This is a genomic window from Mycolicibacterium boenickei, from assembly GCF_010731295.1.
GTDB lineage: Bacteria > Actinomycetota > Actinomycetes > Mycobacteriales > Mycobacteriaceae > Mycobacterium > Mycobacterium boenickei.
In genome coordinates, this window is the sequence record NZ_AP022579.1 from 876609 (window position 1) to 889976 (window position 13368).

At 67.8% G+C, this 13368-nt stretch carries 12 protein-coding genes; 7 read left to right on the forward strand and 5 right to left on the reverse strand.

Annotation, left to right across the window (positions count from 1 at the left end):
• Nucleotides 1-3 precede the first annotated feature (3 nt).
• Nucleotides 4-1050 (reverse strand): non-homologous end-joining DNA ligase, encoded by a 1047-nt coding sequence (ligD, locus tag G6N57_RS03935; protein WP_077740585.1) that lies wholly within the window; start codon nucleotides 1048-1050, stop codon nucleotides 4-6.
• 1 nt (nucleotide 1051) lies between these two features.
• Nucleotides 1052-2110 carry an ATP-dependent DNA ligase gene (locus G6N57_RS03940; protein ID WP_077740586.1) on the reverse strand — a complete coding sequence of 353 codons (1059 nt, stop codon included), beginning with the start codon at nucleotides 2108-2110 and terminating at the stop codon, nucleotides 1052-1054.
• A gap of 218 nt (nucleotides 2111-2328) precedes the next feature.
• Here G6N57_RS03940 and G6N57_RS03945 point away from each other — a divergent pair, with 218 nt between their 5' ends.
• A complete protein-coding gene (locus G6N57_RS03945; RefSeq protein ID WP_097926389.1) occupies nucleotides 2329-3402 on the forward strand; it encodes an ATP-dependent DNA ligase in 1074 nt (357 codons plus the stop codon).
• Here the strand turns inward: G6N57_RS03945 and G6N57_RS03950 are convergent.
• Both G6N57_RS03950 and G6N57_RS03955 read right to left on the reverse strand, forming a co-directional pair.
• Entirely contained in the window at nucleotides 3399-4247 is an 849-nt protein-coding gene (locus G6N57_RS03950; RefSeq protein WP_077740588.1) for a hypothetical protein, read from the reverse strand. The two genes, G6N57_RS03945 and G6N57_RS03950, sit on opposite strands and share 4 nt — an antisense overlap.
• A gap of 54 nt (nucleotides 4248-4301) precedes the next feature.
• A complete protein-coding gene (locus G6N57_RS03955; protein WP_097926387.1) occupies nucleotides 4302-7103 on the reverse strand; it encodes a helix-turn-helix transcriptional regulator in 2802 nt (933 codons plus the stop codon).
• Nucleotides 7104-7177: 74 nt separating this feature from the next.
• Here G6N57_RS03955 and G6N57_RS03960 point away from each other — a divergent pair, with 74 nt between their 5' ends.
• Both G6N57_RS03960 and G6N57_RS31775 read left to right on the forward strand, forming a co-directional pair.
• Nucleotides 7178-8050, forward strand: a complete 873-nt coding sequence (locus tag G6N57_RS03960; protein ID WP_077740589.1) for a polysaccharide deacetylase family protein — start codon at nucleotides 7178-7180, stop codon at nucleotides 8048-8050.
• Between the two features lie 175 nt (nucleotides 8051-8225).
• The gene (locus tag G6N57_RS31775) at nucleotides 8226-8519 is read left to right on the forward strand and encodes a hypothetical protein (protein WP_174814455.1); all 294 of its coding nucleotides are present in this window, start codon (nucleotides 8226-8228) and stop codon (nucleotides 8517-8519) included.
• On the opposite strand, the gene G6N57_RS03970 is transcribed toward G6N57_RS31775, so the two are convergent.
• A complete protein-coding gene (locus G6N57_RS03970) occupies nucleotides 8516-9817 on the reverse strand; it encodes a carboxylesterase family protein (protein ID WP_077740590.1) in 1302 nt (433 codons plus the stop codon). The two genes, G6N57_RS31775 and G6N57_RS03970, sit on opposite strands and share 4 nt — an antisense overlap.
• 103 nt (nucleotides 9818-9920) lie before the next feature.
• On the opposite strand from G6N57_RS03970, the gene G6N57_RS03975 reads away from it, so the two are divergent.
• Genes G6N57_RS03975 through gluQRS form a run of 4 tightly spaced genes read left to right on the forward strand, consistent with a single transcriptional unit; the run spans nucleotide 9921 to nucleotide 13355 of the window.
• Nucleotides 9921-11060, forward strand: coding sequence for a peptidase MATCAP family protein (locus tag G6N57_RS03975; RefSeq protein ID WP_197908784.1), 1140 nt, complete (start codon nucleotides 9921-9923; stop codon nucleotides 11058-11060).
• Complete coding sequence (locus G6N57_RS03980) at nucleotides 11057-12049, forward strand: ATP-grasp domain-containing protein (RefSeq protein ID WP_077740592.1); 993 nt, start codon at nucleotides 11057-11059, stop codon at nucleotides 12047-12049. Before G6N57_RS03975 ends, G6N57_RS03980 begins: the two co-directional genes overlap by 4 nt.
• A 42-nt stretch (nucleotides 12050-12091) precedes the next feature.
• Nucleotides 12092-12460 (forward strand): hypothetical protein, encoded by a 369-nt coding sequence (locus tag G6N57_RS03985; protein ID WP_077741914.1) that lies wholly within the window; start codon nucleotides 12092-12094, stop codon nucleotides 12458-12460.
• Between the two features lie 13 nt (nucleotides 12461-12473).
• Nucleotides 12474-13355: a tRNA glutamyl-Q(34) synthetase GluQRS gene (gluQRS, locus tag G6N57_RS03990; protein WP_077740593.1), complete on the forward strand. Its 882-nt coding sequence runs from the start codon at nucleotides 12474-12476 to the stop codon at nucleotides 13353-13355.
• The last annotated feature ends 13 nt before the right edge of the window (nucleotides 13356-13368 follow it).

Here is a 13368-nt window from a genome sequence, read left to right on the forward strand (position 1 = left end):
CGTTCAGGCACGCCGGTTGCCGTCCTCGTCCCAGTGCTCGGCGACTTTCTTGCTGGGCTGCACCCGGGGCGGCTCGCCCGGCATCTTCGGGTAGTTCGGCGGGTACGGCAGATCGCCCAGCCCACGTTCCTCGTCGGCGGCCACCAGATCCAGCAGAGGTTGCAGGGATTGCTTCTTCGAATCGATGGCGGCCCACGGATCCTCGCGTCCGGCGAGGAAATCCGGCACGGTGGCGATCGTGTAGTCGTCGGGGTTGGCGGTGCGCAGTTCATCCCACGACAGCGGCGTCGACACGGTCGCGATCGGGGTCTTACGGGCCGAGTAGGCCGAGGCGAAGGTGCGGTCGCGGGCGTTCTGGTTGTAGTCGATGAACAGCCGCTCGCCCCGCTCTTCCTTCCACCACGACGTGGTCACCGCGTCGGGGGCGCGGCGTTCGACCTCGCGCGCCAACGCGATCCCGGCCCGGCGCACCGCGATGAAGTCCCAGTCGGTCTTGATCCGCAGGAAGATGTGCACGCCACGGCCGCCGGAGGTCTTCGGGTAACCGACCAGGCCCAGCTCGTCGAGCAGCGGTTTGAGCACATCGCAGGCGACGGCGGCCGCCTCGGCGAATCCGGTGCCCGGCTGCGGATCCAGGTCGATACGCAGCTCATCGGGATGCTCGGTGTCCGGGCACCGAACCTGCCAGGGGTGCAACGTGATGGTGCCCATCTGCGCGGCCCAAGCGATCGATGCCGGATGGGTCACCTTGAGCGCATCGGCGGTCCGGCCCGACGGGAAGGTGACGACGCAGATCTCCAGATAGTCGGGATGCTTCTGCGGCACCCGCTTCTGGTAGATCTCCTCACCCTCGATGCCGTCGGGGAACCGCTGCAGATGGGTGGGACGGTCTTTGAGCAGCGCGACCATGCGGTCGGCGACAGACAGGTAGTACTCCATCAGCTTGCCCTTGGTGCCGTCCTTACCCAGCTTCGGGTAGTACACCTTGTTCGGGTTGGTGAACCGGACCTTGATGCCGTCGACGTCGAGTTCGGTTGCCGGTGTTGCCATTTCAGCTCTCCCCCGCCAGGACGTCGTACAGGTCGTAGTTCAGCGGCACGTCGAGCTGGTCGAATGTGCAGCTCGACGGTTCCCGGTCCGGGCGCCAGCGCAGGAACTTCACCGCATGCCGAAAACGCCTACCGTGCACGGTGTTGCCCTCCATCTGGTCATACGCCACCTCACACACCCGCTCGGGCCGCACCGGAATCCAGCGTTTGTCCGCCGCCGAGTTCCACCGGCTCGGGTCGCCCTCGCGGACTTCATCGCCCTCCCGCAGCGGCTCCAGGTCGGCCAGCAGCTTGAGCCGGTCCTTGACGCTGAACGAGGCCGCGCCACCGACCATCTGCAGTTCACCATCGGAGCGGTAGAGGCCCAACAGGATCGAGCCGACGCCCTCACCGCTCTTGTGGATGCGGTAGCCGATCGCCACGCAGTCGGCGTCGCGGTGATGTTTGACCTTGACCATCTCGCGCTTGCCCGGCAGGTAGGGGCCGTCGAGCTTCTTGGCGATCACCCCGTCGAGCCCGGCCCCTTCGAAGGTCTGCAGCCACTCGGCGCCGAGTTGGGGATCGGTGGTGGTCCGCGTGACGTGACACCACTTCTTGGCGTTGACGGCCTCGATCAGTGCCTCGCGGCGCACCCCAAACGGCTCGGCCAGCAGTGAGCGGTCACCGGTGGCCAGCGCATCGAATCCGATGAAGTGCGCCGGCGTCTGTTCGGCGAGCATGCGTACCCGCGACTCGGCGGGATGGATGCGCTGCGACAACGACTCCCAGTCCAGCCGCACGCGGCCGTCGATCGGGCGGGGCACCACCACTTCGCCATCGAGGACACAGCGGTCGGCGAGTTCGTCCCGCAGCGCGTCGAGCAGCTCCGGGAAGTAACGCCCGAGTTCCTTTCCGCTGCGCGACTGCAACACCACCTCGTCGCCATCCCGGAAGGCCAGCGCGCGAAAGCCGTCCCACTTGGGTTCGTAGGACCACACCCCGGCCTCGTCGGGCACTTTCACCTGGGCTTTGGCGAGCATCGGTTCGATCGGCGGCACTACGGGCAGGTCCACGGGCTCCATCCTGGTTCATCGGGGTGACATGGAGCTAGACCGCCGCGCGGCCGCAAAGTCATCGCAGCACGCCGGCGGCGGGTGGGACCAGTCACGCTCTGCTTGACGCATACCCGATGGGCCGCCTGAAACCCGGTGCTCCCGCTCTTGTCTCGCGACTCGGCCGGACTGTGTCGCGCATACTGAGTAGCCGCAACCCGCACAATCCACACCCCAGATCCGGATCCATGCTGCTACCTGTGATGCCGCCCGTCTCGCCGATGCTGGCCAAGCCGGCGGCGACGATCCCGCCGGACGCTTCCTACGAACCCAAGTGGGACGGCTTCAGGGCGGTGGTGTTCCGCGACGGTGACGAGGTCGAGCTGGGCAGCCGCAACGAACGCCCGATGACCCGCTACTTCCCCGAACTCGTCGAGGCGGCCAAGGGAGAGCTTCCGCCGCGGTGCGTGGTCGACGGCGAGATCGTGCTACCCACCGACCGGGACCTGGATTTCGAGGCCCTGCAACTGCGGCTGCACCCCGCGGCGTCCCGGGTGCGCCTGCTGGCCGAACAGACACCGGCCTGCTTCATCGCCTTCGACCTGCTCGCGCTGGGTGACGACGACCTGACAGGCCGCCCGTTCAGCGAACGGCGCGCCGCGTTGGTCGGCGCGCTGGGTTCAGGGCCGTCGTTCCATGTCACGCCGGCGACCACCGACCTGGCGACCGCGCGCCGCTGGTTCGACGAATTCGAGGGAGCCGGGCTCGACGGGCTGATCGCCAAACCGCTCGCACTCACGTATCAGCCCGACAAGCGGGTCATGGTGAAGATCAAGCATCAGCGGACCGCCGACTGTGTGGTCGTCGGCTACCGCCTCCACAAGTCGGGCCCCGATGCGGTCGGCTCGCTGCTGCTCGGGCTGTACACCGACGACGGCGAGTTGGCCTCCGTCGGCGTCATCGGTGCCTTCCCGATGGCGCGACGCCGGGCCCTGTTCAGCGAATTGCAGCCCCTGGTCACCAGTTTCGACCACCACCCCTGGAACTGGGCCGCACAGGTGGCCGCCGACCCGGACCTCGCCCGCCGATACGGCGGCGGCTCACGCTGGAACGCCGGCAAGGACCTGTCCTTCGTGCCGTTGCGCCCCGAACGCGTCGTCGAGGTCCGCTACGACCACATGGAGGGCAGACGCTTCCGGCACACCGCCCAGTTCAATCGCTGGCGGCCGGACCGCGACCCGCGGTCATGCACATACGCCCAACTGGAACAGCCGGTCACCTTCCGGCTCAACGACATCGTTCCGGGCCTGCTCCCCGACTAGTGGTGGTCCCGTGGTTGCAACCAACTCGCCAGGTTGCGGACGTAATCCTTGAACACGCCCAGGCGCGATGGGTCGGCGCCAATCTGCCGGCCGGGCCGATCGGTCACGAAGGACGGGGCCCCGCACCCCAGATCCCAGTTGTAGTCGGCGAAGTGGTGAAACGTCGACTCGGCCACGGCCCGTCCCATCGGCCTGCCCTCCGGCGTGCGCTCACCGTCGAGGGCCACCGCGAGATTGAACTGTCTGCCGGTCGCGGTGCTGCGGCCCCGCGCCACGGCCGTCGCGAACGGCACCCGGGCCGAGACCGCACCCTCATGGGGATGAGCCGGGAACCACTCGATGCGGCCCGTCGCGGTCCTGGAGGTGCGCAGCAGCTGGTGCACCGGCGCCTCGGCCAGCACCGGCTGGTAGTCGCCGTTGGCCCCCGAGTGAAAGTTCGGCCACGAGATGTCCGGGTTGTCCTGGTCGTCGCACCGCGAAACCGGGGCCAGGCTGGCGTCGTGAAACTCGTTGACCTGCCCCAGCGAACCGAGCCCCCGCAGGCAGCTGCCCAGGTCCTGGTGATCGCGGGCGGTGAGCACCCCGCCACCGAGCGCGCGGAACCTGCCGATCGCCGCGCATTCCTCGGGAGTGAGACCATTGCCGACGTCGACGGCCATCAACCACAGCTGGTCGAACCCGAGTTCGTCGAGATGGCTGAGCACCGGATCAACGTGATCGGCCCGGTTGCGGGCCAGCACATCGTGGCCGTCCGCACGTAGCTCGGCAGCAAGCATCGAGAACCGGCTGACATCCCAGTCGTCGGGATTCGCCGTGATCGTGGTCTGCAACAGGATCGTCGCCATGCGATCCAGCCTCGCCGTCGCGGTGAGGGTTGGGACCCTTGAAAACCCGTGGTCTCAGCTGCTCCACGACACAGAACGCAGTTGCCTGCGCGAGCGGACTCCCAGTTTCACGAAGACCTTGCGCAGATGCCATTCGACGGTGTGGGTGCTGATGAACAACTGCGCGCCGATCTCCTGATTGGTCAGCCCGTCGCGGGCCAGCTGCGCGATCTGCGCCTCCTGGGCGGTCAACTCATCACCGGAGGCCAGCGGCTGCTTGCGTACCTTCTCTCCGGTGGCGGTCAGCTCGCGGCGGGCCCGCTCGGCGAACGCATGCGCGCCCATCTTGGTGAACATGTCGTACGCGATGGTGAGCTGTTCCCGCGCGCTGGTGCGCTGCTTCTGCCGACGCAGCCATTCCCCGTAGCGCAGGTGGGTCCGGGCCAACTGCACCCTGACGCGCGTGCGGCCGAGGCGCTCCAGAGACTCCTTGAACAGCGCATCGGCCTCGGTGTCGTCGGCCACCAGGGCCCGCGCGCCGGCGAACACCCCCAGCCCCCAATCGGTTCCGCTGGCGCCCGCACCCGATTCCAGCCGGCGCACCGCGTCCTCGGCGAGATCCCGCTCGCCGACGCGCGCGGCGGCCTCGGTCAGCTCGAGCAGGGACCAACCGTAGAACCCGAGATCGTCGTATTCGCAGCCTTTCCGGGCCGCGGCCAACGCTTCCTCGTACCGGCCCAGACCGTTGTAGAGCACTGCAGCGGCATACCCGCTGATCCCGAGCAGCCGGCCCTCACCCTTGGCGGTGCCCTCGGCCATGCCCGCCTCGATGAGGTCGCCGGCCTCGGACAGATCTCCACGCCACGCCGCCAGCTCCAGCTTGTGGTACTTCATCGGGTGGTGACCGATGGCTGTCGAGATCGTGTCGGATTCTTCCATAAGCCTTGCCGCCGTGATGAATTCGCCTTCCATCACATGCACGCCGGCCTGGTGGGCGATCGCCGACGGCAAGACGGCGAGCGCACCCGTGGCACGGGCGTAGCCGACCATGGCGGTTGCCAGCTGATCGTTCGACTCGAAATCCCACAGCTCGCCTGCCACCGATTCGTGCATGATCGGGAACGCCAGGGCCAGCCAGCGCAGCGCCCTGCCGTCATGCCCGCGCGCCTGCTCAGCCCACAGCTCCAGCGCGGTACGCAGGTGGTCGACCGCGGCGGGCAGTCCCTCGGTGACCAGCTTCGCCATGCCGATCAGCAGATAGTCGATGGGCCGGGTCGGCGCGGTGATCCCCGCGACCGCCGCACGTGCGGCCTCAGCAGCGTGCACCAGGGCCTGAGGCTGGCTGCGCGAGGCGAACATGGCCGCAGCCATCGCCTCGATGTAGGTCTCCCGGGCCAACTCGTCGTCGAGGTTCTCCAGCCGCATGGCGGCGTCGAGCAGTAACGCGGCGGCATGACGAACCGGCGGTGCCCCTGGCTGCCCACCCCGACTGCGGGTGAACTCCATCTGCGCGCGGAGCCGGTCCACCTGGGCGCGCTGCAGGTCGGTCAAGGGGTTCAGCTCGGCCAGGGACAGCAGCTCGTAAGCAGCTGCCGGAGCGGCAGTTTCGCGTTTGGCCTCGGCAGCCGCGATCGCCCGGGAACTGCGCAGGGCCGGATCGTCGGACAGCACCGCCGCCCGCTCGAGAAATACTGCCGCGGCAGCTATTCCGCCGCGGCTGTGCGCGCGCCACGCCGAGGCCTCCAGTTCGGCGGCCACCGCGTCGTCGGGCCCGGCCGCGGCGTTGGCGGCGTGCCAGGCGCGACGGTCGGGATCCGACACCGGGTCGGTGGCCCTCGCCAGCGCCCGGTGTACCGCACGGCGGTCGGCCACGTCCGCCGCGCGGTAAGCCGCGGACCGAACCAGCGGGTGGTGAAACCGCATGCGGGCGCCGAACTCGATCACCCCGGCGGCCTCGGCAGGCGCCAGCGCATCCATGCTGATACCCAAATACCCTGCGGCACGCGAGAACACCACCGGATCGCCGACCGGATCCGCCGCCGCGAGCAGCGCCAACTGACGAGTGTCCGCGGGCAGTGCCTGGATTCGGCGGACAAAGCCCTCCTCGACCTGTCCGACCGACGGCCGCGTCCCCACGATCCAGAAGCCACCGGCCCGCTCAGCGGCCGAGACGTTGCGCGGCACTTCCAGCAGGGCCAGCGGATTGCCGCGGGATTCGGCGATGAGCCGGTCACGGACCCGCTCGTCGAGCCGGCCCAGCACCACCGAGTCCAGCAGGTCCCTGGCGTCGCTGTCCGACAGGCCCTCGACCCGCAGCTCGGGCAGTCCGGGCAGGACGTCGGCGGCGGCTCCGTCGTGGTTGTCGCGGACCCCGAACACCAGGACCACCGGCTCGGCCAGCAGCCGCCGCGCGACGAAGCCCAAGGTCTGTATCGAGACCTGGTCGAGCCACTGCGCGTCGTCGATCACACACAGCAGCGGCTTGTCGTCGGCGGCGGCCGCCAACAGGCTCAGCACCGCCAGGCCGACCAGAAATCGGTCCGGTACCGGGCCGACGCCACGACCGAACGCCACCGAGAGCGCGTCGCGCTGCGGCTCGGGAAGCCGGTCGAGACGGTCGAGCAGTGGCGCGCACAGTTGATGCAATCCGGCGAAGGCGAGTTCCATGTCGGATTCGACCCCGGCCACCTGGGTCACCCGGAAGCCCGGCGCCTGCTGGACCAGATAGTCGAGCAACGCCGTCTTGCCGACACCCGCCTCACCGCGAACCACCAGCACCGCGCTGCCACCCGAGCCTGCCGCTGACACCAGCTGTCGGAGTGCCGCACATTCGCTGACGCGCCCGCGTAAGGGTGGGCCTTCGCCCGTCATCGCCATCACACCACCGCGTCCGATTTTTGCCGAAACCTTACCAATACGGCACATGTTCGGCGCTCCGGTACTGTGCCGCCATGACCACGCCAGCAGCACCCGTTCCGTGGCCCGACGGTGCCCGATGCGCCGCCTCGTTTACGTTCGACGTCGACGCCGAAGCCGCGATGCTGGGCGTCTCGCATGCCCATGCCGACCGCATGTCGGCGATCAGCCACCAGGCCTACGGACCGCTGACCGCGATGCCCCGCCTCCTGGAAATACTTGCCCGGCAGAACATCACCTCCACCTTCTTCATGCCCGGCTACACCGCGTTCCGCTACCCGGACGTGGCCCGGGCGATCGTCGACGCAGGCCACGAGATCGCCCACCACGGCTACCTGCACGAGCCGTTGCGCGGCCTGAGCGAAGCTGAGGAGGCCGCGATTCTCGACCGGGCGTCGGACACCCTGGAGCAGATCACCGGCGTGCGCCCCATCGGGTATCGAGCCCCGATGTGGGAGCTGAACTGGCATTCACCGAAGCTCCTGCGGGACAAGGGTTTTCTTTATGACAGCAGCCTGATGGACACCGACCATCCGTACGAGCTGGCGGTCGACGGCGGCGGACCGCTGGTCGAGATCCCCATCGGGTGGGGCCTCGACGACATACAGCAATACTGCTTCGTACCGGGTTTGTACGACACCGGCGTGATCGACAGCCCGGTCAAGGCGACCGAGGTGTGGCGCCTGGAGTTCGACGCGATGCGCGACGCCGGGGCCTGCTGGGTGCTGACCAACCACCCGTTCGTCTCCGGCCGGCCGTCCCGGGCCAAAGCGCTGGAGGAGCTGATCGCCTACGTGCGCGGATTCGACGACGTGTGGGTGACGAGCCTGGGTGCCATCGCCCAACACGTGCGCGGCCTGGGCCTGACCCCACGCAGTGTCGAACGGCCCGATCCGGCCGATTACTGATCCATCCGGTAACACTGAGCAAATTCAGTGCGATAGTTGGTTACCTGTGCAGCGACGCCGGATGGCGGCCTGTTTGAGCAGTTCGGTAACAAGCCGGAGGGCGGCAACCATGACTGGACCGAGCACTTTTTGCAGAATCAAGCAAACTCGACTCCGATGGGCCGCGATGCCTGTCATGTTGGGCGCTTTCGTGCTCACCGCGCCGGCGGCGAATGCGATCCCGGAGGGCACCATCAAGGCCGAGTGCAAGGATGCCGGCGGCACGTACAACACCTCGACATCCGGCGGACAGCGATACTCCAGCTGCGACTACAAGGACATCGACGGCGGCTGGCACAGCGATCAGTACGTGAACGGTGAGTACACCGGCACGATCGACATCGAGAAGGGCGCTCCCCCGCCGACCGGCAAGACGTCCGTGGCGCCGCCCCCACCGGTGTTCAACCCGGGGATGGCGCCCGCCCGCTAGCCGAACCGCAGCGTCGGCGCCGGCAGCGCGTCGACACCGCGGTAGGCGAATTGTGTCCAGCGAGTGCGCATCTCGGCGGAAAGCTGAGGGTCGATCGTTCGCTGTGGGCCGAGCATCGGGGCGTCCGCCCAGGTCTGTGGTGAGCCGAACAGGAACGGCAACTCCATGCAGTGGCAGGCACCCAGCGGGGCGTTGGACGGTGCCCAGTCGAATCGGTACGTTCCCACCCGGCCGCCGTGGGTCCGCCAGGCCTGCGCGAGGCGCTCGGCCGGGCCGGAGAATGCCTGTTTGGTGATCGCCTTCGAACCCGCCCGGACCGCGAGACGCCCGAGGACGGGCACCCGGTTGAGCCGGGCCACCCGAGGGTCCATCGCGACGAACGGTGCCGCGTCGTCCCTGGTGTAGCCGATGAGCAGCTCGATGCGGCCCGCGGCCGCGGCGACGGCATCGGGTACGTCCGCGGGTGCCGGCAGCGGCCCCCGCCCGAGCCGCGGTGCGAATGCCAGTCCCCCGAGTAAACCGAAGCTCTGCGCAGCGGCAACGGCGGCACCTTCCGCGGCCAGCAGCTGTTCGACGCTCGCCTCGGCCGGGTCGGCGCCGGCCAACGAGGTCGCCATCGCCGAGCCCATGGCATGGGCCATGTCGTCACGCCCGTCGTCCAACTCCAGCGGCGCGCTCTGCAGGATCGCGCGGTGGAACAGGCCCTCGGCCTCGTCAGCCAACATCAGCGACCAGACGGAATGCGCACCGGCCGATTGACCGAACGCGGTGACATTGGCCGCGTCGCCACCGAACGCCGCGATGTTGTCCTGGACCCACCGCAGCGCCAGGATCTGATCGCGCAGTCCGAGGTTGTCCGCGCCGACCCCGGGTGGCGCCAGATACCCGAAGATCCCGAGCCGGTAGCTCACGTTGACCACCACCACATTCCCGGCGCGGGCCAGGGCACTCGGGTCGTACTTGGCCGACTCACCACTGCCCGCGACGTAGGCACCGCCGTGGAACCACACCATGACCGGCAGCCGACGCGCATCGGCCGGTGCGGTGACAGACAGCACGAGGCAGTTCTCGTCCGTCGACAAGCCCTTCAGCGCGTCACCGGTTACCCACGCCAGACGCGACGGCCGCTGCGGGCACGCCGGGCCCGATTGGGTTGCATCCCGAACCCCCGACCAGGCCGGAGGCGGTACGGCCATCTCGAATCGTCTGGCGCTGCCGTAGCGCACGCCCCGTGCGCGGACCAGCCCGTCTCGATGCTCAACCTGGATCGTGCCGCCGGCGATTCTCCGCTCTGCCATCTCCTGAACGTTAGTGGGAACAGCTTCGAACACCGGATTGACGAGGGCGGCAATTGGGTATCGATAGCAGGTGGGTCGAACTTCGCCCCTTACGCAGGAAGCCTTGGACGTCGATGCACATCTGACGGAGATCGAGCGCGAGCTCAACTTCCTGCTCAACGTCACGCCCACCAATGGAGCGGAGGCGTGGCGGGATTTCGCCTCCTCAGGGTTCGTGTCATCACCCACGCTGCAGTCCAGGCCGCTGGCCTTCGACCCGGATCTGGTCAGGCGCGAGCTCTACGACGTGGAGATCGAGCTGGTGGAGAACCCGGCGCTCAACTCTCTCTTCCGTGCAAAACGCGACGAGATGGCCCGGCAGATCACGTTGCTCGAGGACCGAGACACGTCGCGGTTTCGGTACGGCGCGCTTCAGCTCTACGGAGAACCGGGGGACTCACTGTGTACCACGGCTCGCTCACTGCTCGAGCTCATCGATCCGCCGCCGATCACGTCGACCAGCGTCACCGCCACGGATTTCGCGGAAGCGGCACGCGCGGAACTGGAGTCGGCCTATCCACAGTTTCCGGTTGCGGTCGAAGTGCGGGACGACGTCGCCGATCTGATGGTGTCGTTCGGGAGGCTCTACATTCCTGCCACTGCCTCCTTCCGCGCGAACCGGGTACAGCCACTGATCCAGCACGAGGTCGGGACCCACGTGCTCACCTATCGCAACGGCGAGGCGCAGCCCTTGGGTCTCCTGTCCGTCGGGCTACCGCTGTACGAGGAGACGCAGGAAGGCCTTGCGGTGCTGGCCGAGTACGTCGTAGGAGGACTCGATCCCCGCCGCATGCGCGTCCTCGCTGCGCGAGTCGAGGCGGCATCGATGATGTTGGCTCATGCGGATTTCATCGAGATCTTCAAACACCTGACCGAGGCTCATGCCTTCGCGCCTCGCACGGCGTGGTCGGTGACGAGCCGCGTTACCTACGCCGGAGGGTCGACGAAGGACATCATCTACCTGCGCGGTATCGAACGAGTCCTCGAATACTTCGCCCAAGGACGCAGCATCGATCCCCTACTCGCCGGCAAGCTCTCACTCGACCATGCGCCGCTGGTGGAGGAATTGATTCAGCAAGGGATTCTCGAACCTCCGCGGGCGCGGCCACGCTGGCTGTCTGCGCCCAAGGCAGATGTGCGACTCGAACACATGCGTGGCGGAATGAGCGCCGCCGACCTACTCGAAATGGATGTGGCCGCATGAGGATTGCATTTCTGGTCAATCGCGCGGAGACCGAGGTCGACGAGTACGCGACCACCCGCCTCGCGAAGGCGGCCGCCCTTATGGGCCACGAGGTCTGGTACGTCGGGCTGAGCGACGTCAGTATCGGCGAGCCCGATGGTGAGATCGGGGCGCACGCACGTCCCGGCATCGCCCGGGACAGGGACACGCTGACCGCGTTCATCGATCGCATGAAGGAGAGTTCGGCCAAGCACATCCGCATGGACGAACTCGACGCCGTGTTTCTGCGGAACGACTCGGTCGAGGATCGGCAGGATCGGCCGTGGGCCAGCAGCTTGGGTTCCATGTTCGGGCAGCTACTCGTGGCTCACGGCGTCACCGTGGTCAACAACCCAGCGGTGCTCATGCGTGCGGCGTTGAAGGTGTACCTCGACGAGTTTCCGGCGCAGATCCGTCCGCGCTCTCTGGTGACGCAAAACGTGGACGACGTCCGGAACTTCATCGCGTCCGAAGGCCGCTCCATCATCAAACCGCTGTGCGGCGCGCAGGGACGGAACGTGTTCATGATCGTCAGCGACGACGAGCCCAACTTGAACCAGATGATGGAGGCGGTGCTGGAAGACGGCTACATATACGCCCAGGGGTACGTCGAGGGCGCCGAGGACGGCGACATGCGGATCTTCCTGCTCGACGGAGAGCTCATCGAGGTCGACGGACATCCCTCCGCTTTCCGGCGGGTGCCAGAGGGGAACGACCCGCGAGCCAACATCTGCAAGGGCGGCCGGGTTCAGCCCGAAGAGGTCACCAAGAAGCAGCGCGCGGTGATCGAGGCGATGCACGACAAGCTCGAGCAAGATGGGATGTTCTTCGTCGGCATCGACATGATCGGCGACAAGGTCATCGAGATCAACGCCGAGAGTCCTGGCGGCTTGCAGGCGATGGAGCATCTGTACGGAGTCGACATCTGCCCGGCCGTGATCGAGGCGCTGGAGCGCCGGTGTACTGCGTGAGTGGCGGGTTTACCGGCCGCCCGGTTCGGGCACGCCAACAGCATGTCTGTAACCGCATTTCAGGATCTGCCACTGGCCGACCGGGACCGGGAGTGGGACGGCGATGCCGCCGACAAACGGGTCCGCAAATGGGCCGGTGCGCAGGACGAACCCAACCAGAAGTACCGCGACGCACACGTCTGGTACGACAAGGACCAGAAGGACAACTTCACCGCCTACAAGTTGCTGATCGCCGACGTGATCGGCGGCAAGCTCGAAGCCGTGCCCCGCGGCGTGATGGCGGCCGGCGGGATCATGGACGGTGCCCGCGGCGGCGTCGACCTCCCCAAGGGCGACATCGACCGAGTGAAGAGCCACCTGGCGAAGTACTACGAGAAGATGGGCGAGACGGCGCCCTGGAACCGCGATTAGCTAGATTGCGGGCGTGAGCCCAACCCCCGCCGGGCGGTTCGCGCCGAGCCCGTCGGCCGACCTGCACATCGGCAACCTGCGCACCGCGGTGCTGGCCTGGTTGTTCGCCCGGTCCACCGGGCGACGCTTCCTACTGCGGGTCGAAGACCTCGATGACCGCACCTTTCCCGAGATCGGGCACCGTCAGGTGGCCGATCTTGCCGCGCTCGGGCTGACCTGGGATGAGCCGGTGCAATGGCAGACGGGCCACGAGGACCGCTACGACGCGGTGATCGGCGAGCTGTTCGAGGGCGGACTGCTGTACGAATGCTATTGCAGCCGAAAGGATATCGCCCAGGCTCCGCGTGCGCCGCACGCACCGGAAGGCGCCTACCCGGGCACCTGCCGCGACCTCACCGAGACCGAACGCGCCCAGCGCCGCGCCGAAACCGGTCGCCCGCCCGCGCTGCGGCTGCGCACCGACACGTTCGTCGGCACCGTCACCGACCTGCTGCACGGCAGCTACACCGGAATCATCGACGACTTCGTGGTGCGCCGCGGCGACGGGGTGCCCGCCTACAACCTGGCCGTGGTCGTCGATGACGCCGCCGGCGGCGTCGACCAGGTGGTGCGCGGCGACGACCTGTTGAGCTCGTCCCCGCGTCAGGCGTACCTGGCCCGGCTGCTCGGCTACCCCGAACCCATGTACGCGCACGTTCCGCTGGTGCTCAACGAAGACGGTGCCCGCCTGGCGAAACGCGACGGGGCGGTCACCCTGGCCGAGATCGGCGTCGAGCGGGCGCTGGAACAGATCAGCGGCTCACTGGGCTGGCCGGCGCTGGATCTCGACGGCATGCTCTCCCGGTTCGATCCGACCGCCCTGCCCCGGCATCCGTGGATTTATCACCCGGGCTGAGCAGAAGCCTGCC